Genomic DNA, 18,390 nt, shown 5'->3' on the forward strand with positions numbered 1-18,390 from the left:
CCGCTCCGCATAGCCTCCGGTAGATCTGTTAACTAACCTCACAGATCCTTCCTCGGCCGCCGGACCTGCCCGACCGGTCCGCGCGGCTTCCGCCCAGGAGGTGTAGCAAGGTGCGAAGACTCAGATCGTTGGCCACCGCCGCGGTGGTCGCCTCGATGTTCGCGACCGGGCTGGTGCTCGTGACCGCGCAGAGCGCGGCGCAGGCCGCGGTCGTGTGGAACGAGGACTTCAGCGGCGCGGCCGGGCAGGGCGTCGACTCGTCGAAGTGGAACTTCGACACGGGCGGCGGCGGCTTCGGCAACTCGGAGCTGGAGTACTACAACAGCGGCACCAGCAACGTGTACCAGGACGGGCAGGGCCACCTGGTGATCGAGGCCCGGCGGGAGAGTGGCGGGCACAGCTGCTGGTACGGCACGTGCCAGTGGACGTCCGGGCGCATCCAGACCGCCGGGAAGTTCACGCAGGCGTACGGGCACATCGAGGCCCGCATCCAGGTGCCGAAGGGCGCCGGGCTCTGGCCGGCCTTCTGGATGCTCGGCGGCGGCACGTGGCCCAACGGCGGCGAGATCGACATCATGGAGAACGTCGGCCGCGACCCCAACACCGTCTACGGCACGATCCACGGCCCCGGCTACTCCGGCGGCAACGCGGTAGGCGGCACCCGCAACATCGGCCAGGCGCTCGGCAACGCCTACCACGCGTTCGCGGTCGACTGGTCGCCGAACCTCATCATCTGGACGATCGACGGCTCGGAGTACTTCCGCGCGACCCCGGCGAGCATCCGCGGCAACCAGTGGGTGTTCGACCACCCGTTCTTCATCATCCTCAACCTGGCCGTCGGCGGAAGCTTCCCCGGCAGCCCGGACGGCAGCACGCCGTCGGTCAACCGCATGCTGGTCGACTACGTCCACGTCAGCACGTCGTCGACGACCCCGCCGCCCGGCAGCACCAGCGCACTGCGCGGCAACGAGAGCGGCCGCTGCATCGACGTGCCCGGCGCCAACCCGGCCGACGGCGGCCGGCTGCAGGTGTACGACTGCAACGGCACCGCGGCGCAGCAGTGGACGATCGGCACGGACGGCACCGTCCGCGCGCTCGGCAAGTGCATGGACGCCGCGGCGGCCGGCACCGCGAACGGCACGGCGGTCCAGCTCTACACGTGCAACGGCACCGCCGCGCAGCGCTTCACGCTCAGCGCCGCCGGCGACCTGGTGAACACCAACGCCAACAAGTGCGTCGACGTCGCCGGCCACGGCACCGCCAACGGCTCCCAGCTGCAACTCTGGGACTGCACCGGCGGCGCCAACCAGAAGTGGACGAAGGTCTGAGTGTGTCAATTGCTTCTTGCGCTCGCGGTGGGGGAGCTTCGCTCCACCCACACCCCCTCAAGACCTGCAGCGGCGTTCGCTGTGCGTAAGAGGGTCTCGGCGAGGCGGTGACAGTTAGCTGAAGAGGTCTCCGGTATGTGGTTCAGCGGTCGCGCGGAACTGCTACCGGAGACCTCGTGGCCGCCGCGTCGAGGTCACGCCCGCCCCTCCCAGTGCGCGGTGTTGCGCACCGACTCGCGGGAGATGCCCGAGCCGGTGTCCGGGTAGCCTCCGAAGCGCTCGTCGTGCAGGTGGGCGAAGAAGTAGCACATCGCCTCGCACTCGGCGTCGTCGATCGCCATCGACGGGTCCGCATCGACGGCGTCGTAGAACTCGCGCCCGGCGGCGACGATGAAGCCGCGGCAGTACAGGAACCCGTCGTCCGATCCGTCGGTGTACTCGTGGATCTCTTCCCGGTCGATGTCGTACAGCTTCCGCTCGAGCACGCGGTCCAGGTCGGTCAGCTCCGCGCCCGACATGCCGGCGCAGAGCTCCTCGAGGTGCTTGATGAAATCGTCCAGCCAGTTGTCGAGCGCGTACCGGTCGAACTCGGCCGTCTCCGGGCCGCGCGCCAGCAGCGAGCGCCGGGCGAGCGCCGCCTCCGGCCCGCACGCCGCCCACGCCGACTCGATCAGTCCCCAGAAGCGCGCCTCATCGGCCTTCGTCGCCACCACGCGAACAGCGTAGTGGTTGGATCACCGCGGTTCAGGACCGCAGGGGCTTGCGGCGGGGGTGGACGACGCGGTGGGTGATGCGCCAGCCGGCCGGCGTGCGCTCGACGGTGTCCTCGTAGGTGACGCTGCCCGCCGAGCCGTCCGCCATGATGCCCAGGCCCTTGGACTGCGCGTGGACGATGCCGTCCGCCGTCTCGCGCAGCACGATGTTGGTCACGTGGTGTGCGACCGGGTTGGCGTCGCCGAGGGCCAGGGCGGCTTCGCGGATCGCCGCCAGGCCGGCGAGCACGCCGCCGCCGAACGCCGACACGTCGTAGAGCACGTCCTGCGTGAACAGGCTCGCCAGCCCGTCGTAGTCTCCGCGGTCCGTCAGGTGGCCGTGCTCGTTGATCAGGTCGGTGATGGCGATCCGGTCGTCCATGCTCAGCGCCACGGCTCCCACCGTAGTGCACACCGGGGTGGCACGTTTCCGGGATTCGTCTTGATCTGGGGGCCCGTAGATTTCTTCTCAACAGCGAGCGATACCACCAGGGAGACATAGGCATGAGCGACGTCGACTACGGCCACTTCGAGTCGGGCCAGGAGCACGACGGTCTGGACCAGCTGCACCAGGCGGAGGGTTCGGAAGCGGACTACAACAGCCAGTTCGGGGTGTACGAGAACGACCACCACGCGGCCGAGTCCACCGACTTCTCGCAGGGCCACCACGTCGAGTACGACCAGGCGCCCGCGGTCCACTACGAGTCGGACGACTACACGAACTACTCGCACGACGCGTCGGTCGACGACCACGTGTTCGCGGCCGAGGGCTCGGAGAACTCGCACCAGGCCGAGTTCGGTGAGCTCGACGCGCTGCAGCAGCGCTTCGACGCCAGCTTCGCGCAGGGCACCGAGTTCCACGGCGGCGACGCCGGCCTCGGCGTGGCCTCCAACTGACCCAGGACCTTTCGAACGGCCGGCACCCCCGCACGGGTGCCGGCCGTTCGGCGTTTCCGCCTACCATCGGTGCGATGGGGGAACTGGACGCGGCCGCGCTCGCGCGGCAGGTGGTCGATGTGCTCCGGGAGGTCGGGCTCGAAGCGGTCTTCCCCGGTAGTGGGCCCGATGCCGGCGAGCCCTCCGGGCCGGCCGGTGCGCACGTCTTCATCAACGAGACCCGCGGCGGCGTGGTCTGCGTGCGGTGGGAGTGCTCGCCGGCGCTGCAGGCGCGCGCGGGCGCCGTCGCCGGGGACGAGCGGCTCACCGATGCCGACGTCCAGCTCGACGGGCGGACCCGATTCGCGATGTGCGAGGCGATCGAGCGCGTCCTGGTCGTGGCCGGGTATCGCGCCGGCCAGAACGTCGACCGGGTCCCGCCGTACGTCTGGGTGATGAGCTGAGGTGGAGTCCGCGGCGGACTTCGGCATGGACCTTCGACGCCACGGGGGTCTGGGTCCGGCCGCGCCGCCGCGCTGCCGCAGAATCGGGGCCGTGACGGGGACCTACTGGGACGAACAGGCGGACACCTTCGACGATGAGCCCGACCACGGGCTCCTCGACCCCGCCGTCCGCGCGGCCTGGGGCGACGCGCTGCTGCCCCTGCTGCCGGCCGCGCCCGCGCGGGTGGCCGACCTCGGCAGCGGGACCGGGAGCCTCTCGGTGCTGCTCGCCGAGGCCGGCTACGAGGTGGCCGGGCTCGACCTCGCGCCGCGGATGGTCGAGGCCGCGCGGGCCAAGGCCGCGGCCGCCGGTGTCGACGCGCGTTTCGAGGTGGGCGACGCGGCCGCGCCGCCGTGGGCGGCGGGGGAGTTCGACGTCGTGCTGGTGCGGCACGTGCTCTGGGCGCTGCCCGACCCGGATGCGGCGGTCGGGCGCTGGGTGCGGCTGCTGCGCCCGGGCGGGCGCCTGGTGCTGGTGGAAGGGCGCTGGTCGACCGGCGGCGGGCTCACCGCAGAGCGGGTGCGGCACGCGGTACTGCGGCATCGGCGCGAGGCCGACGTGACCGTCCTGGACGACCCGGCGCTGTGGGGTCGGGCCATCCAGGACGAGCGCTACGTGGTCACCAGCCGCCGCTGAAGAACCTAGAGGGCGGTCAGGATCACCGGGCCGTCGTCGGTGATGGCCACCGTGTGCTCCCAGTGCGCGGCCCGCGAGCCGTCCACCGTCGACACCGTCCAGCCGTCGCGCTGCAGGCGGTGGCGGTCCGAGCCGCTCTCCACGACCATCGGCTCGATCGCCAGGACCAGGCCCGGGCGCAGGGCCAGGCCGCGGCCCGGCTTGCCCTCGTTGGGCACGTGCGGGTCCTCGTGCATGGCGGTGCCGACGCCGTGGCCGCCGTAGCCGGTCGGCATGCCGTAGCGGGCGGCTCGGCAGACGGTCTGCACAGCGTGCGAGATGTCGCCGAGGCGGTTGCCGGGGCGGGCGGCGGCGATGCCGGCGTCCAGGGCGGCGCGGCAGGTGTCGGAGAGGCGCTGTGCGTCGGCGTCGATCTCGCCGATGCCGACGGTCACCGCGGAGTCGCCGTGGTAGCCGTCGATGTGCGCGCCGAAGTCGATCGACAGCAGGTCGCCGGGCTGCAGGCGGCGGTCGTCGGGGATGCCGTGGACGATCGCCTCGTTGACCGACAGGCACAGGACCGCCGGATACGGGATCGGGGCGAACGACGGGTGGTAGTGCAGGAACGAGCTCTTGGCGCCGTTGGCGGCGAGCATCTCCCGGGCCAGGTCGTCCAGCTCGCGCAGGGTCACGCCGGGGGCGGCGGCGTCGCCGACCGCCTTGAGGGTCTGCGCGACGACCCGACCGGCCTCGCGCATCGTCGCCAGTTCCGACGCACTCTTCAGTACCACCATGCCGGATATTCTAATACCAGGATTATCATCGTCCACATGGTGCGGAACCCGCTGACCGATGACGAGCGGCACCGCGGGTTGGTGCTGGGGCGCGTGCTGCAGGAGGCGCGCGGTGGGCGCAGCGCGGCGGCGGTCGCGCTCGAGGCCGGGATCTCGCTCGACACGCTGCGCAAGATCGAGCGCGGCGCGATCGCGACGCCGGCGTTCTTCACGGTCGCGGCGCTCGCGCGGGTGCTCGGGCTCGACCTGACCGAGCTCGCCGGGGCCGTGGCCGAGGACAAGAAGCAGGCCGGCACCCGCGTGGCGTAGCCGGCGGCGCGCCGCCCTGGACCCGACTGGCTATCTTCGTCGGATGACCCGCACCGGCGCCGTCGACGTGCACTACCCCGACACCGGCGGCGGCCGCGCCGCGCTCGTGGTCGGCGCCGAGCCCACCTTTCCGTCCATTGTGGAGGAACGGGTGTGCTGGCTCGACGAGGTCGCGCCGTACGAGCCGGGCAGCTTCTACAAGCGCGAGCTCCCCGCGATCCGCGCCGTGCTCGCGGCCACCGCCCCGGTCGAGCTGCTGATCGTGGACGGCTACGTCGACCTCGATCCCGGCGGGCGGCCCGGCCTGGGCGCGCACGTGCACGAGGCCCTCGGCCTGCCGGTCATCGGCGTCGCGAAGACCTCGTTCCACACGGCGACGCACGCCGTCGAGGTGGTGCGCGGCGAGGCCGTGAAGCCGCTGTTCGTCACCGCCGCCGGCCTGCCCCTGGCCACCGCCGCCGAGTGGGTCCGCGCGATGAGCGGCGCGTATCGCCTCCCCGACGCCCTGCGCCGGGTGGATGCGCTGGCCCGCGGCCGCCAGTAGGGCGAGCGTACGTGAGCGGGACCTTAAGAGTACTTGCGGGGACATCGATGACGTTGTACCTTCCTCCACAACGCTTAACTTTGTTAACAGTTAGCGTCCACGTCCGCAAGTGCTCGTGGAGGGGTCCATGAAACGCAAAACCCTGATCCCCCTCGCGCTGACCGCCGCCGCCACGATCGGCGCGACGACCCTCGGCGTGATCAACGCGCAGTCCGCCAGTGCCGCGTTGACCAGCAATTGGTACGCCTCCGCGCCGTACCTGATGCCGTTCGACAACAGCCCGCCCGACGCCATCGAGGTCATGAACGCGACCGGGCAGAAGGCCTTCCAGCTCGCGTTCATCCTCGCCCCCAACGGCGGCGGCTGTACGCCGACCTGGGACGGCACCCGCGCGGTCTCCGCCGACACCGAGGCGGCCAACCTCATCTCGCGCATCCGCTCCAACGGCGGCGACGTCAGCGTCTCCATCGGCGGCTACGGCGGCACCAAGCTCGGCCAGACCTGCGGCACCCCGGCCGCGACCGCCGCCGCGTACCAGCAGGTGGTCACGAAGTACGGGCTCAAGGCGATCGACTTCGACCTCGAGGAGCCGGAGTACGAGAACGCCGCGGCCGTGCACAACGAGCTCGGCGCCGCGCAGATCCTGCAGCAGAACAACCCGGGCCTGTACGTCTCGGTGACCACGGCGGGCACCGCGGCCGGCACCGGCTGGTTCGGCCAGCAGATGCTCAACGACGCCAAGAGCCTCGGCTTCACCCCGAACAACTACTCGATCATGCCGTTCGACGGCGGCTTCAACGGCGCGTCGGCGCAGACCAGCGCGCTGGAGGCCTTCCACGGCATCCTGATGAACACCTTCGGCTGGGACAGCGCCACCGCCTACGCCCACGAGGGCGTGTCGATGATGAACGGCCGCAGCGACGCCGGCGAGTACTTCCGCCAGGCCGACTTCCAGACCGTCCTCGACTACGCGACCGGCCACCACCTGGCCCGCTACACGTACTGGTCGGTCAACCGCGACCGCCAGTGCCCCGACCCCAACCAGAGCACGACGTCGGGCACCTGCAGCAGCGTGCCGCAGACGGCGTGGGAGTTCACGAAGTACACGGCGCGCTTCGCGGGCGCGACGCCGCCCACCAGCATCCCGCCGACCTCGAAGTCGCCGACCCCGTCGACCGGCGCGTGCAGCGCTCCGGCCTGGGTGTCCGGCACCGCGTACACCGGCGGCGCGCTCGTGTCGTACAACGGCCACACCTGGAAGGCCCAGTGGTGGACCCAGGGCGAGACGCCCGGCACCGCGAGCGTCTGGGTCGACCAGGGCGCCTGCGGCGGTGGCGGCACCACGCAGCCGCCGACCTGCCCGCCCGCCTGGTCCTCGTCGACGGCCTACAACGGCGGCGCGACGGTCTCCTACGGCGGCCACAAGTGGACCGCCAAGTGGTGGACGCAGGGCGACATCCCCGGCAACAACGGGCAGAACGTCTGGACCGACAACGGAGCCTGCTGAAACGACACTGGCGCCTGCTGAGACACACCCGGTAAGAACAGGCCGCCGCCCGAAGGTCAGTCGGGCGGCGGCCTTCTTAATGCCCGCCGCGGCAGCAGCGCGCCCGCGCGTAGAGCTCCTGCATCCGCTCGCCCGTGTCCTCCGGCCGCTCCAGCGGCGTCAGGAACGGCAGCCGCACGTCGCGCGCCCGCGCCGCGAACTCCAGCCGCAGCACCACGCCGTAGCGGTCCAGCCGCACGGGCACGATCCGGCGCACGCCGTGCAGGTGGTGCGGCGGGATCAGCCGGGCCAGGCGTTCGACCGCGTCCGGGTGCGCCGAGCTCAGGTGGCACAGCAGGTCGGCCTCGGCGTGCGCCAGCGGATCGGGCGCCGCGGCGGCGAAGTCGGCCGGCTCGACCGCGACCTCGGCGTCCGCGCCGTACGCCGGGTCCTGCAGCGTCGCCTCGGCCAGCTCCAGCGCCATCTCCCTGGAGCCGGTCGCGCTCAGCCACCCGCCGAGGGTCGCGCGGGCGCGCACCCGCGAGCGCACCGGGGTCGGCGCCACGTCCGTGAGCTCCAGGACGGCGGCGACGTCGGGCTCATGGAGTACCACATCCGGCACCTCCAAAAAGATCCGACCGGCCTCGACCCGATGGGCGCCGACCAGGTCGCAGCGCCGCCCGGGCACGTGCAGGGTCAGCGAGGCGGCGGTGGCCAGCAGCGAGCGCAGCCGCTCGGCCGGGGTGGGGAGCGTTGACATCCGACCTCCTAAGGTTAGGCTTACCTTAGTAGAAAGGAGAGTTGTGAACCAGTCACGACCCAAGGTCCGCCGTTCCCGCGCGCTGGGCATCGCGCTTACCCCCAAGGACGTCAAGTACTTCGAGCGCCGCCCGTTCCCGCCCGGCCAGCACGGCCGGAGCCGGCCGAAGGTCAGCGACTACAAGGTGCGGCTGCTGGAGAAGCAGCGGCTCAAGGCGCAGTACAACATCCGGGAGGACCAGCTGCGGGCCGCCTTCGAGCGCGCCGTGCGCCGCCCGGGCAAGACCGGCGAGGAGCTCGTCGCCGACCTCGAGACCCGCCTGGACGCGCTGGTCCTGCGGGCCGGCTTCGCCCGCACGATCTACCAGGCGCGCCAGGTCGTCACCCACCAGCACGTCAACGTCAACGGCCGCCGCGTCGACCGCCCGTCGGCCCGCCTGCGCCCGGGCGACGTCATCGAGATCGCCGAGCGCAGCCGGGCGAAGACCCCGTTCGTCGTCGCCGCCGCGGGCGCGCACGCGGGCGAGCGCACCGCGCCCTACCTGGACACCGACCTCGCCGGCCTGAAGACCCGCCTGATCCGCCTGCCGCTGCGCCAGGAGGTCCCGGTGCTGTGCGACGAGCAGCTGATCGTGGAGTTCTACAGCCGCTGACGCGCGGCGGACCACCCGTCGGCTCATGCTCCGCGGCGGCCCGGCGCGGCTACGTTGACCTTCATGGACAGCGCGCCGGTCGTCATCGGGTTCGACGGTTCGCCCGCCGCGGAGCGCGCGATTCGCGACTCGGCGGCCCTGCTGGGCACCCATCCCGCCCTCGTGGTGACCGTGTGGGAGGCGGGCCGCTCCTTCGCGGCCGCCACCGCGCCGATCGTGGGGCTGCAGCCCGCCCCGATCATGCTCGACATCCGGGGCGCGCTCGTGGCCGAGGCCCGTGAGCAGGAGGTCATGCAGATCACCGCCCAGCGCGGCGCGCAGCTGGCGCGGGAGGCCGGCTACGCCGACGCGACGGGCCTGGCCGTCGCCGAGGACGCCACGGTGGCCGCGACGCTCATCCGCGTGGCCACCGAGCGGCACAGCCCCGGCCTTGTCGTCGGCGCGCACGGCCACAGCCGGGTCGCCGAGTTCCTGCTGGGCAGCACCTCACGCGCCCTGGTGGCTCGGGCTCCCTGCCCGGTCGTCGTCACCGGCCCGCACGGCTCGTAGCGGCCGGGTCGCACCGGCGACGAGCACGGCCACTGCCTGCAGCGCCGCGACGACCAGCAGGGCGCGCAGCACGGTCACGTGGTCGCCGACCATCCCGATCAGCGGTGGGCCGGCGAACGACGCGACCTTGCCGAGCGTCGACACGACGGTCACGCGGGCGGCGGCGTGGCGCGGATCGTCCGCGCCGGCGCTCATCCCGACCGGGTAGCCGAACGCGGTGCCGACGCCCCACAGCAGCGCGCCGGCCAGCGCCACGACCAGGTTGGGCCCGAACACGAACAGCAGCAGCCCCGCGATCGTGACGCCGCCGAGCGCGCGCAGCACGGCCACCCGGCCGTATCGGTCCAGCAGGCCCGCGCCGAACCAGCGCACCGCCGTGGTCGCGGCCAGATAGATGGCGTACCCCAGGCTGCCGACGGCCGCCGCCGCGCCGTGCCCGTCGATCAGCGCGACGCCGATCCAGTCGCCCGCGGCGCCCTCCCCGAAGGCGAACGCGAGCACGAACAGCCCGATGAGCAGCGTGCGCGGCTCGCGCCAGGCCCGCAGCGGGCTCGCGGGCCGCCCGGCCGCCTCGTCGTGTGGCTCGTCCGGGAGGTAGTCGCGGGTGGCCCACGGCACGGCGAGGATCACGAGGAGGGCGACGGCGCTCAGGTGTACCGTCACCGGCACCCGCAGCGCGACCAGTCCGGCGGCCAGCCCCGCCCCGGCGACGGTGCCGGCGGCGAACGCGGCGTGGAAGCGCGGCATCACCGACCGGCCGAGCCGCCGCTCGACCTCGGCGCCCTGGACGTTCATGGCGACGTCCCACACCGAGACGGTGAAGCCGATCGTCAGCAGCCCGGCGACGAGCACCCATAGCCCGGCCACGTCGCCCAGCCCGGCCACCACGACGCCGGCGCCGCCGAGCGCCCCGGTGATCGCCACCGTCCGGCGCTGCCCGAGCCGGGCCAGGATCGGCCCGGAGAACGGTCGCGCCACCAGCGAGCCGGCGGCGCCGCCGAGCAGCACCCAGCCGAGCTGCGCCGGTTCGAGGTGGAGGTGGTCGCGCAGCTGCGGGATGCGGGCGACCCAGCTGGCGAGCAGGAACCCGCAGCCGGCGAAGACCAGGTAGGTCGCCCGGGCGGCGGCAGTGAGGGGTGTCACAGGCGCGCACGGTACGGGCGAGAGCGCTCTCAGGAAAAGGTGCTCTCCCGCGGTACCAGGTGCACGGGGAACCGCCGCCGCAGCCCGGCCGGCGGCGCACCCTCCAGCAGCAGCCGCGTCGCTTCGGCCGCCATCTCCTCGACCGGCATCCGCATCGTGGTCAGCGGCGGGTTGGCGCAGACCGCGGCGACGCTGTCGTCGAAGCCGACGACGCTGACGTCGTGCGGCACCCGCCGCCCGGTCGCGGTGATCGCCTGCACCGCGCCGGCACCCATCAGGTCGCAGGCCACGAACATGGCGTCGATGTCCGGCCGCCGCTCGAGCAGCCGCCGGGCCGCGGCGTAGCCGTCCTCGCGCAGGAAGTCGCCGCCGTCGCTGATCTCCGGAAGGCCCAGATCGCGCACCGCCCGCCGGTAACCCTCGCGCCGGTCGATCGCGCACGTGTTGTCCTCGGGCCCGTGCACCGCCGCGATCCGCCGCCGCCCCAACTCGTGCAGGTGCTCGATCGCGGCGTACGTGCCGGCGGCGTTGTCCGCCTCGAACGCCGGCACCGCCTCCGCCGTCGCCACCAGCGACACCGCCCGCCGGCAGCGACGGTAGAACCGGGCCGCGAGCGGCGGCGTCACGTTGGCCAGCAGCGCGCCGACGGTCGCCTCGGCCGCGACCGCGTCGAGCGCCTCGCCCGCACCGTCGGTCCTGATGGCATGCACGCGCAGCTGGAGGCCGGCGCTCTCCGCCACCGACATGGCACCGGCGAGGACGCGGCTGTAGTACGGGTGCGTGCCCAGCCACCCGCCGTCCGTCACGGGGCTGACGGCGATGACGTCCACGGCCCGCGGCCGCCCGGAGGCGAGCGCCCGCGCGGTCTGGTTCGGCCGGTAGCCCAGCTCGGCGATCGCCTCGTGCACCCGCGCCCGCACCGCCGGGGCCGCGCCCGGCTCGTTGTTGATCACCCGCGACACGGTGGCGCGCGAGACCCCGGCCGCTCGCGCGACGTCCTCGATGGTGGGCCGGCTCATCGCTCGACCATACGGTGCGCTGATCAGGACCGGCTCATGTTCAACCTTGTGGCACTGTGCACGGCGTGGTCCGGGCATGAGGACCTGCGCGGCCGCTGAGGCCCGGGTGCGGCAGCCGGACCGGGCGGCCGTCCGGGCGGTACTCGAAGTGCCACCACTCGTTGTCATAGGTCCGGTACAGTCCATGCCGCCCGCCGTGCCGCTCCAGCCACCGCGCGCCCTCGGTCGGCCGCACGTCGAGTGCGGTGCCGGCGACGTGCCGCGACGCGTAGGGCGGCAGCACGTGCCGGCTCGCCGCGGCGACCGACCCCTCCCGCGCCACCGCGCGCTGGAACAGCCGCGCCTGCTCCAGCGGGTCGCGGTATCCGGAGGTCAGCCCGATCAGCTCTCCGTCGCGCCATAACGCCTCCGTGCGCGCCGCCTCGAACGCCGCCCGCGCCGGCCCGAGCAGCCCGCCGAGGTTGTCCGCCGGGAAGCGCGCCGCGAGCGCCCACTGGCACGCCGTGTGCCTGGCCCGCCCGGGCGCCACGAGCCCGGCCACCGGCACGAGCACGACGGCGAGCATCCGGGTGATCCGGCGGTACACCTGGTCCCGCTTCCGCATGCCAAGGACGATGCCGGTCGCGGGTGCCGCGGTCCTGAGTCGCGTTACCTATCTCGCGTAAGTACGGCCGCTCACGTCCGCATGGCGATGATCGTAAGAAAGGCCGGCACCCCATGCGGAGTGCCGGCCGTTGGAGAGCTTTGGTCAGCTGGACGCGACGCCCAGGCCGGCGTCGCCGCCGTGGAACTCGGTGCCCTGCGCGAAGCTGGCGTCGAAGCGCTGCTGCAGCGCGTCGAGCTCACCGAACTCGGCCTGGTGCGAGTTCTCCGAGCCCTCGGCCGCGAAGACGTGGTCGTCGACCGACGCGTCGTGCGAGTAGTTCGTGTAGTCGTCCGACTCGTAGTGGACCGCGGGCGCCTGGTCGTACTCGACGTGGTGGCCCTGCGAGAAGTCGGTCGACTCCGCGGCGTGGTGGTCGTTCTCGTACACGCCGTACTGGTTGTTGTAGTCGGCCTCCGAGCCGTGGGCCTGGTGCAGCTGGTCGAGAGCGTCGTGCTCCTGACCCGCCTCGTAGTGACCGTAGTCCACGTCGTTGCCGCCGTCGTACGAGCCGGTGTCGATGTCGCTCATCTTCGCTGTATCCCCTTCAACCGTGGTGGCCGTCCTCGCTGTTGCACCCAACGTTACGAGCCCCACGATCAGGTTGAATCCCGGAAACGTGCCACCACCTCCGGGTGGCCGATGTGCACGCGCATCCGGGGTAGGACGCGGCCGGGGATGGCCGTGGACGGGGTCGTGCCGATGAGCTCGGCGCCCATCGCGGCGTAGAAGCCCTCGGCGTGCGGATCGGCGTCGATCAGCAAAGTTGCGAAGCCGAGGGTGCGGGCCGTGTCGATGGCGTGTGTCCAGAGGCGGCGACCGATGCCGCGGCGCAGGTGTGCCGGCTCGATCCACAGGTTGCCGAGCTCGCCCACCGGGGGTGTGCCGTCCAGGGTGTAGAAGCCGACGACCTCGCCGGAGTCCTCCGCCACGACGGCGCGGCGAGTGGCGATGTCGTCGGGGTGGAGGGTCAGGTCGGCGCGGCAGGCCTCCAGGAACCGGGCGTCGTAGCCCCACTGGGCCTTGGAGCGCAGCGCCAGTGCGCTCAAGAGCTCGGCCTCGTCGGGGCGGGCCGGTCGCAGGTCCATCGAGTAAACCTTACGCGCGGGTCGCGGCTCAGAAAGGGTGGATCGGCCCAGGGAAGGGGAAGCGGTACGTGCGCCCGGACGGGGAACATGACTTCTCGCAGTACGTTGCGAGTCGCAAGCAACGGCTGTATCGCGTCGCCTACCACCTGCTGGGCGACCGCGACCAGGCCGACGATGCGGTACAGCACGTGCTGACCGTGCTGTACCAGCGCTGGAACCGCATGCACGACGTCGGCAACCTCGACGGGTACGTGCACACGATGCTGGTGCGGCAGTGCCTGCGCGACCGGCGGCGCTGGCTCGGGCGCGTGCAGCTGTGGGGTGTCGCGCCGGACGCGGTGCTGGTGGCCGACGATCCCGAGATCGAGCAGCGGATGCTGCTGCGCGCCGCGCTGCGCGAGCTGCCCCGGCGGCAGCGGACGGTGCTCGTGCTGCGGTTCCTGTGCGACCTGCCAGTGCTGGAGGTCGCGCAGCTGCTCGGGCTGGCCGAGGGCACCGTCAAGGCGCACACCGCCAAGGGGCTCGACGCCCTGCGCCGGCGGCTGGACACCACGACCGCGCAGCGGCACTCCGGGAGGGTGGCATGAGCGAGAACCCGTTCGCGATCCTGGACCGCGAGCCGGTCCCGGACAGCCGCCTCGAGGTCGAGGCGGTCATCGCCGGCGGCCGGGCCCGGGTGCGCCGGCGCCGGGCGGTGCGCGTGGCGGCCGCGGGCGTCGCCGTGGTGCTCGTCGTCGGGGCCGTGGCCTTCGCGCAGCAGCGGCCCTCGCCGGGGCCCGACCCGGTGGGGCCGGCGCCGTCGGCCTCGGCGTCGGCGTCGGCCTGCGCGCCGCAGGAGCTCACCGACCTCGGCTCGCCGGTCTCCGTGCGCATCGACGCCTCCGGGCGATACATCGTGGCCTCCACGGGCGACGGCACGGTGCTGCTGTCCGGTCCCGGCGGCACGCAGCGGCTCACCGCCGTGGCGCGGCTGATCGCCGACGACGTCAACGGCGCCGGGACGATCATCGGCAACGTGGAGAACGACGTGGACACCGACGGGTACGTCATCGAGGGCGGCACCACGACCAGGCTCGGCGCGCCACAGGGCGCCCTCAACGTCCGGGCCGGTGCGATCAACGACACCGGGGACGTCGTCGGCGACGCCCGCATGCCCGGCGGGAAGTTCCGGGCCGTGGTGTGGCGGCACGGGCAGTGGGGGCGGCCGCAGCTGCTGGCGACGCCGGCCGGCGGGCAGTCGTCCGCCTACGGCATCGGCACGGACGGGCGCATCGTCGGCAGCCTCGGCAACGGCGCGCAACCCTACCTGTGGCGGGCCGACGGGGCCGGCGAGGTCCTGCCGGCCCCGCCGGGCAAGCCGGGCGGGCTGGCCGTCCGCATCGTCGGGGACTGGGCCGACGGGCCGGTCGACTACACCGCCGGCACGACGGTGCGGCCGAACGGCCGGCGGGTCGCCAACGGCCCGCTGACGTGGGCGCGCTGGAACCTGCGCACCGGTGAGGTCAGGGAGATCCAGGCCGGGCCGATGAGCGCGGGCGCCGCCGGGCTGCTGCCCGACGGCGCGGTCGCGCTCAACGTGGCCACCGGCGCCGTGCTGTGGACCGACGCCGGGACCGTGCGCCTGCCCCTCCCGCCCGGGCGCAACAGCACCCAGGTCACCGGCGCCGGCGGCGGCGTACTGGTCGGCACCGCGTGGGATGGGAGGGGAAGATCGAGCGCCTACCGATGGGTCTGTGGCTAGGCCGGCTACAGGTAGCTGTCGAGCTTCATCGCGGCGTTGATCAGGCCCAGATGGGAGAAAGCCTGCGGGAAGTTGCCCAGCTGTTCTCCCGTCGGGCCGATCTCCTCCGAGTACAGCCCGAGGTGGTTGCCGTACGTGAGCATCTTCTCGAACGCCAGCTGCGCATCGTCCAGCCGCCCGGAGCGGGCCAGCGCGTCGACGTACCAGAACGTGCACATCGAGAAGGTGCCCTCGTTGCCGGCCAGGCCGTCGGGTGACTGGAGCGGGTCGTAGCGGTACACGAGACTGTCCGACACCAGGTGCCGGTCGATCGCGTCCAGAGTGGACAGCCACTTCGGGTCGGTCGGCGAGACGAAGCCGACGATCGGCATGTACAGCAGCGCGGCGTCGACGACGCTGCTGCCGTAGCGCTGCACGAACGTCTGCTCCTTCTCGTCCCAGCCGTTGTTCATCACGTCGAGGTAGACGGCGTCGCGGGCGGCGCTCCAGCGGTGCACGTCGGCGGGCAGGCCCAGCCGGTCGGCCAGGCGGATGGCGCGGTCGAAGGCCACCCAGCTCATCACGCGGCCGTACGTGTTGTGCTCGCGGCCGCTGCGGCTCTCCCAGATGCCGTCGTCGGGGCGGCTCCAGTTGTCGCACAGCCAGTCGATCGTCTGGACCGTCTTCCGCCAGCCGTCCCAGGCCGGGCGCAGACCCGTGTCCGAGGCGCGCAGGAAGGCGTCCATCACCTCGCCGAAGATGTCGAGCTGGAGCTGGCCGTTCGCGTCGTTGCCGATGCGGACGGGGCTGGAGCCGCGATACCCCTCGAGGTGGGGCAGCGACTCCTCGGCGAGGTCGGTGTCGCCGTCGATGCGGTACATGATCTTGGGTGCCGAATCCGCGATCCGGTCGCGAAGCCAGTACATGAACTGCCGGGTCTCGTCGTGGTAGCCCAGGCCCAGCAGGCTGCGGACCGAGAACGAGGCGTCGCGGAGCCAGGTGAAGCGGTAGTCCCAGTTCCGTTCGCCGCCCACCTGCTCCGGCAGGCCTGCCGTGGGAGCGGCGATCAGGGCGCCGGTCGGTGCGTACGTCATGAGCTTGAGCGTGATCGCCGAGCGCTCGACGTTCTCCCGCCAGCGGCCGCGGTACTGCGAGCGGCCGACCCACTCGCGCCAGAAGCTGCGCGTCTGGTCGTACAGCTGCCAAATCTCCTCGGGCGGGACCGCGCACGGCGGGTATTCGGCGCCGGTCTCCAGGATGAGCCCGCCGTCGTCGCCCTCGGCGGCGTCGATGGTGTAGCGGACCGCATGGTCGGTGATCTGCGCGTCTCCGACGTGTTCCGAGCGCACCGGGCACAGGTTGAGCCGGTGCGGGCCGGAGCGGAACTGCACGCCCTGGGGGTGGCTTACGACTTCGTGCCGCGCGCGGGCGTAGTCGAAGGCGGGCTTGCACTCGAAGGTGTACCGCATGTGCCCTCGAACGGTCCGCAGGACGCGCACGATGCGGTGCCGGTCGGTCGGCTCCTTGCCGGTCACGGGCATGAAGTCCATGAGCTCGCCGACGCCCTCGGGGCTCATGAACCGCGTGATGAGGATCGCGGTCCCGGGCAGGTACAGCTGGCGCGCCACGACGTCGTCGCGCTCGGGGCGGATGCGGCAGTAGCCGCCGGAGTTGCGGTCCAGTAGCGAGGCGAACACGCTGGGCGAGTCGAAGCGGGGCGCGCAGAACCAGTCGATGGTGCCGTCCTGAGCGATCAGCGCCGACGTCTGCAGGTCGCCGATGAGCCCGTGGTTCTCGATCGGGGGGTAATCACTCTGCATGGGCTAAGCGTCGTTCGGGTGAGTCCCCGTGACCTCACCCGCGGGGTTGAGGTGTGAGCAGCGGCGGGGCCGACGGCGGGTGGAACGGCGGGGGGTTGTCCACGCCCGCGGCCAGCCGCAGCAGCGCCTCCAGCCCGGCGCGGGTGGCCACGACGACCATGGTCTGCGTGCGGTCCAGGGTCCGCCAGCGGTTCTGCTCCGGCGCCCAGAACGTCTGCACGCCGACGCCCAGCCCGGCCCGTCCGGTCTGCACCGCGACCAGGCGCACCTTGCCGGCCTCGTTGACGTCGCGGAAGTACTTGCCTTCCAGTTCGGAGCCGGCCCCGACGTGGACCTCGGCGACGAGCAGCACCCGGCGCCCGACCGGGATCGTGTCGATGACCTCGCCGCCGACCATCGACGCGGCGAAGGCGGGCGCGGCCAGGTACGACACGCTGCGTGACAGGTTGATGTCGAACGCCGTCTTGATGCGCCGGGCGAAGTCCTCCTCGAACAGGCGCACCACGACCCGCAGCCGGCGCTCCGGATCGGGGTGGCGCCACAGGTTGCGGCCCAGCAGCGCGGCCTCCAGGTTGGTCACGTCGGAGGTGGTGACCACGACCAGGCAGCGGGCGGTGCCGACGGAGGCGTTCCTGAGCGTGTCCGGGTTTGTGGCGTCGCCGATGATCACGGGCAGGCCGAGGTCGCGGCCGACCTGCACGCCGCGGGCCTGCTCGTCGCGGTCGACGGCGACCACCTCGATGCCGAGGTCGTACAGTTCGCGCAGGACGCGGGTGCCGACGTTGCCCAGGCCGACGACGACCACGTGGTCGGAGATCGGTTCGGTCAGCCCGCCGGCGGCGATCGCCAGCCGGGCCTTGACCACGATGCCGACGACGGCGGCGGTGAGCGCCGGGATGAGGGCGGTGCCGGCGACGACCAGCACGAGGTCGACCGCCTGGGCCGGGACCGGGGCGCCGGAGTCGGGGTTGGCGCCGCCGAGGGCGGTGAGGACGGCGAGGTAGATGGCCTGCCACACCCCGACGTGGCGTGCCGTCGCCACCGCGACCGTGCCCAGGGCCAGGATGCCGACCGCGGTGCCCAGGATCCGGCGCAGCCCGCCGCCGAGCAGCAGCCGCGACGCGCGCAACGGGTGCCGGCGCCGCCGGCGGCGGTGCTCGACCGCCCGCCGGCCGTAGATGCTCTCGAGCACCAGGTCGGCGCGGTCCTCGTCGGCCGGCAGACTCTCGGCCTCTGCGGTGACGGCCAGCCCGCAGCGGATGTTGCCGGGGTTGGCCAGGGACCGGTCGACCGCCACGAGCTGCTGGCCGTCGGACAGGCGGATGACGGGCGGGTTGCTGTCGCCCAGCGCCGCGGCCACGAACGCGGGCGCGGCGATCTCCGACGCCGACAGCACCGCGCAGTTGGACAGCTGCCGGACGATGCCGGCGCCGAGCACGGTGTTGAACATGCGCAGCACCACGCGGATCGTCGGGTCGACCTCGCGCGCGATGAGGGCGGCGTCGACGTTGGCCACGTCGTCGGTGTCGACGAACGCGATCGCGTCGGCGTCGGTCAGGTCGGCCGCCTCGAACACGGCCCGGGTGAGCTTGCGCGCGGCGATGACGACCGGCCTGACCTCGGGGTCGTCGTCGGCGCGGATGTCGGCGATCTCCGGCGCCTGGCCGCCGGCCGGGTCGGCCACGATGACGGTGACCTGGGCGGAGTACGTGTTGATGAGCTCGCCGACCAGCCGTCGGGCGAGCGCGTTGTCACCCCAGACGACGAACTTGCGCACGGCGCGATCGT

Annotated in this window: 22 protein-coding genes; 11 read left to right on the top strand and 11 right to left on the bottom strand. The window is 72.6% G+C overall.

Features of this window, described 5'->3' with window-relative positions; translation table 11 throughout:
• Positions 1 to 110 precede the first annotated feature (110 nt).
• A complete protein-coding gene (locus tag ABD901_RS11240) occupies positions 111 to 1,328 on the top strand; it encodes a ricin-type beta-trefoil lectin domain protein (protein ID WP_345124134.1) in 1,218 nt (405 codons plus the stop codon).
• 194 nt (positions 1,329 to 1,522) lie between these two features.
• On the opposite strand, the gene ABD901_RS11245 is transcribed toward ABD901_RS11240, so the two are convergent.
• A complete protein-coding gene (locus ABD901_RS11245; protein ID WP_345124136.1) occupies positions 1,523 to 2,041 on the bottom strand; it encodes a DUF4240 domain-containing protein in 519 nt (172 codons plus the stop codon).
• Between the two features lie 31 nt (positions 2,042 to 2,072).
• Positions 2,073 to 2,474: a nuclear transport factor 2 family protein gene (locus tag ABD901_RS11250; RefSeq protein ID WP_345124138.1), complete on the bottom strand. Its 402-nt coding sequence runs from the start codon at positions 2,472 to 2,474 to the stop codon at positions 2,073 to 2,075.
• A gap of 110 nt (positions 2,475 to 2,584) precedes the next feature.
• Here ABD901_RS11250 and ABD901_RS11255 point away from each other — a divergent pair, with 110 nt between their 5' ends.
• The 3 genes from ABD901_RS11255 to ABD901_RS11265 all read left to right on the top strand — a co-directional run bounded on the left by ABD901_RS11255 (position 2,585) and on the right by ABD901_RS11265 (position 4,096).
• Positions 2,585 to 2,977, top strand: coding sequence for a hypothetical protein (locus tag ABD901_RS11255; RefSeq protein WP_345124140.1), 393 nt, complete (start codon positions 2,585 to 2,587; stop codon positions 2,975 to 2,977).
• A gap of 74 nt (positions 2,978 to 3,051) precedes the next feature.
• Positions 3,052 to 3,420: a hypothetical protein gene (locus ABD901_RS11260; RefSeq protein ID WP_345124142.1), complete on the top strand. Its 369-nt coding sequence runs from the start codon at positions 3,052 to 3,054 to the stop codon at positions 3,418 to 3,420.
• A gap of 91 nt (positions 3,421 to 3,511) precedes the next feature.
• On the top strand, positions 3,512 to 4,096 hold the full coding sequence (locus ABD901_RS11265) for a class I SAM-dependent methyltransferase (protein WP_345124144.1): 585 nt from the start codon (positions 3,512 to 3,514) through the stop codon (positions 4,094 to 4,096).
• A gap of 5 nt (positions 4,097 to 4,101) precedes the next feature.
• Here ABD901_RS11265 and map read toward each other — a convergent pair whose 3' ends face one another.
• Positions 4,102 to 4,869 (bottom strand): type I methionyl aminopeptidase, encoded by a 768-nt coding sequence (map, locus tag ABD901_RS11270; RefSeq protein ID WP_345124146.1) that lies wholly within the window; start codon positions 4,867 to 4,869, stop codon positions 4,102 to 4,104.
• 36 nt (positions 4,870 to 4,905) lie between these two features.
• Here map and ABD901_RS11275 point away from each other — a divergent pair, with 36 nt between their 5' ends.
• The 3 genes from ABD901_RS11275 (at position 4,906) to ABD901_RS11285 (ending at position 7,229) form a co-directional block, all read left to right on the top strand.
• On the top strand, positions 4,906 to 5,178 hold the full coding sequence (locus ABD901_RS11275; RefSeq protein WP_345124148.1) for a helix-turn-helix domain-containing protein: 273 nt from the start codon (positions 4,906 to 4,908) through the stop codon (positions 5,176 to 5,178).
• A 43-nt stretch (positions 5,179 to 5,221) separates the two neighbouring features.
• Positions 5,222 to 5,722, top strand: a complete 501-nt coding sequence (locus tag ABD901_RS11280; protein ID WP_345124150.1) for an endonuclease V — start codon at positions 5,222 to 5,224, stop codon at positions 5,720 to 5,722.
• Positions 5,723 to 5,849: 127 nt separating this feature from the next.
• Positions 5,850 to 7,229, top strand: a complete 1,380-nt coding sequence (locus tag ABD901_RS11285) for a chitinase (protein ID WP_345124153.1) — start codon at positions 5,850 to 5,852, stop codon at positions 7,227 to 7,229.
• 76 nt (positions 7,230 to 7,305) lie between these two features.
• Here ABD901_RS11285 and ABD901_RS11290 read toward each other — a convergent pair whose 3' ends face one another.
• Complete coding sequence (locus ABD901_RS11290) at positions 7,306 to 7,968, bottom strand: DUF2470 domain-containing protein (RefSeq protein ID WP_345124157.1); 663 nt, start codon at positions 7,966 to 7,968, stop codon at positions 7,306 to 7,308.
• 43 nt (positions 7,969 to 8,011) lie between these two features.
• On the opposite strand from ABD901_RS11290, the gene rpsD reads away from it, so the two are divergent.
• On the top strand, positions 8,012 to 8,620 hold the full coding sequence (rpsD, locus tag ABD901_RS11295) for a 30S ribosomal protein S4 (RefSeq protein WP_345124159.1): 609 nt from the start codon (positions 8,012 to 8,014) through the stop codon (positions 8,618 to 8,620).
• A 63-nt stretch (positions 8,621 to 8,683) separates the two neighbouring features.
• Positions 8,684 to 9,169, top strand: a complete 486-nt coding sequence (locus ABD901_RS11300; protein ID WP_345124161.1) for a universal stress protein — start codon at positions 8,684 to 8,686, stop codon at positions 9,167 to 9,169.
• Here ABD901_RS11300 and ABD901_RS11305 read toward each other — a convergent pair.
• The 5 genes from ABD901_RS11305 to ABD901_RS11325 form a co-directional block, all read right to left on the bottom strand.
• On the bottom strand, positions 9,107 to 10,312 hold the full coding sequence (locus ABD901_RS11305) for an MFS transporter (RefSeq protein WP_345124163.1): 1,206 nt from the start codon (positions 10,310 to 10,312) through the stop codon (positions 9,107 to 9,109). The two genes, ABD901_RS11300 and ABD901_RS11305, sit on opposite strands and share 63 nt — an antisense overlap.
• 29 nt (positions 10,313 to 10,341) lie before the next feature.
• Complete coding sequence (locus ABD901_RS11310) at positions 10,342 to 11,331, bottom strand: LacI family DNA-binding transcriptional regulator (RefSeq protein WP_345124165.1); 990 nt, start codon at positions 11,329 to 11,331, stop codon at positions 10,342 to 10,344.
• A gap of 40 nt (positions 11,332 to 11,371) precedes the next feature.
• Positions 11,372 to 11,935: a D-alanyl-D-alanine carboxypeptidase family protein gene (locus ABD901_RS11315; protein ID WP_345124167.1), complete on the bottom strand. Its 564-nt coding sequence runs from the start codon at positions 11,933 to 11,935 to the stop codon at positions 11,372 to 11,374.
• Positions 11,936 to 12,079: 144 nt separating this feature from the next.
• Positions 12,080 to 12,505 carry a hypothetical protein gene (locus ABD901_RS11320; RefSeq protein WP_345124170.1) on the bottom strand — a complete coding sequence of 142 codons (426 nt, stop codon included), beginning with the start codon at positions 12,503 to 12,505 and terminating at the stop codon, positions 12,080 to 12,082.
• A gap of 68 nt (positions 12,506 to 12,573) precedes the next feature.
• Positions 12,574 to 13,062, bottom strand: coding sequence for a GNAT family N-acetyltransferase (locus tag ABD901_RS11325; protein ID WP_345124172.1), 489 nt, complete (start codon positions 13,060 to 13,062; stop codon positions 12,574 to 12,576).
• Positions 13,063 to 13,130: 68 nt separating this feature from the next.
• On the opposite strand from ABD901_RS11325, the gene ABD901_RS11330 reads away from it, so the two are divergent.
• Positions 13,131 to 13,649: a SigE family RNA polymerase sigma factor gene (locus ABD901_RS11330; protein WP_345124174.1), complete on the top strand. Its 519-nt coding sequence runs from the start codon at positions 13,131 to 13,133 to the stop codon at positions 13,647 to 13,649.
• Complete coding sequence (locus tag ABD901_RS11335; protein WP_345124176.1) at positions 13,646 to 14,803, top strand: hypothetical protein; 1,158 nt, start codon at positions 13,646 to 13,648, stop codon at positions 14,801 to 14,803. Before ABD901_RS11330 ends, ABD901_RS11335 begins: the two co-directional genes overlap by 4 nt.
• 5 nt (positions 14,804 to 14,808) lie before the next feature.
• Here the strand turns inward: ABD901_RS11335 and ABD901_RS11340 are convergent, their stop codons facing one another.
• Positions 14,809 to 16,602, bottom strand: a complete 1,794-nt coding sequence (locus ABD901_RS11340; RefSeq protein ID WP_345124180.1) for a glycoside hydrolase family 15 protein — start codon at positions 16,600 to 16,602, stop codon at positions 14,809 to 14,811.
• 34 nt (positions 16,603 to 16,636) lie between these two features.
• Positions 16,637 to 18,379 carry a potassium channel family protein gene (locus ABD901_RS11345; RefSeq protein ID WP_345124183.1) on the bottom strand — a complete coding sequence of 581 codons (1,743 nt, stop codon included), beginning with the start codon at positions 18,377 to 18,379 and terminating at the stop codon, positions 16,637 to 16,639.
• Positions 18,380 to 18,390 lie beyond the last annotated feature (11 nt).

It is taken from the genome of Dactylosporangium darangshiense (assembly GCF_039537565.1).
GTDB classification, from domain to species: domain Bacteria; phylum Actinomycetota; class Actinomycetes; order Mycobacteriales; family Micromonosporaceae; genus Dactylosporangium; species Dactylosporangium darangshiense.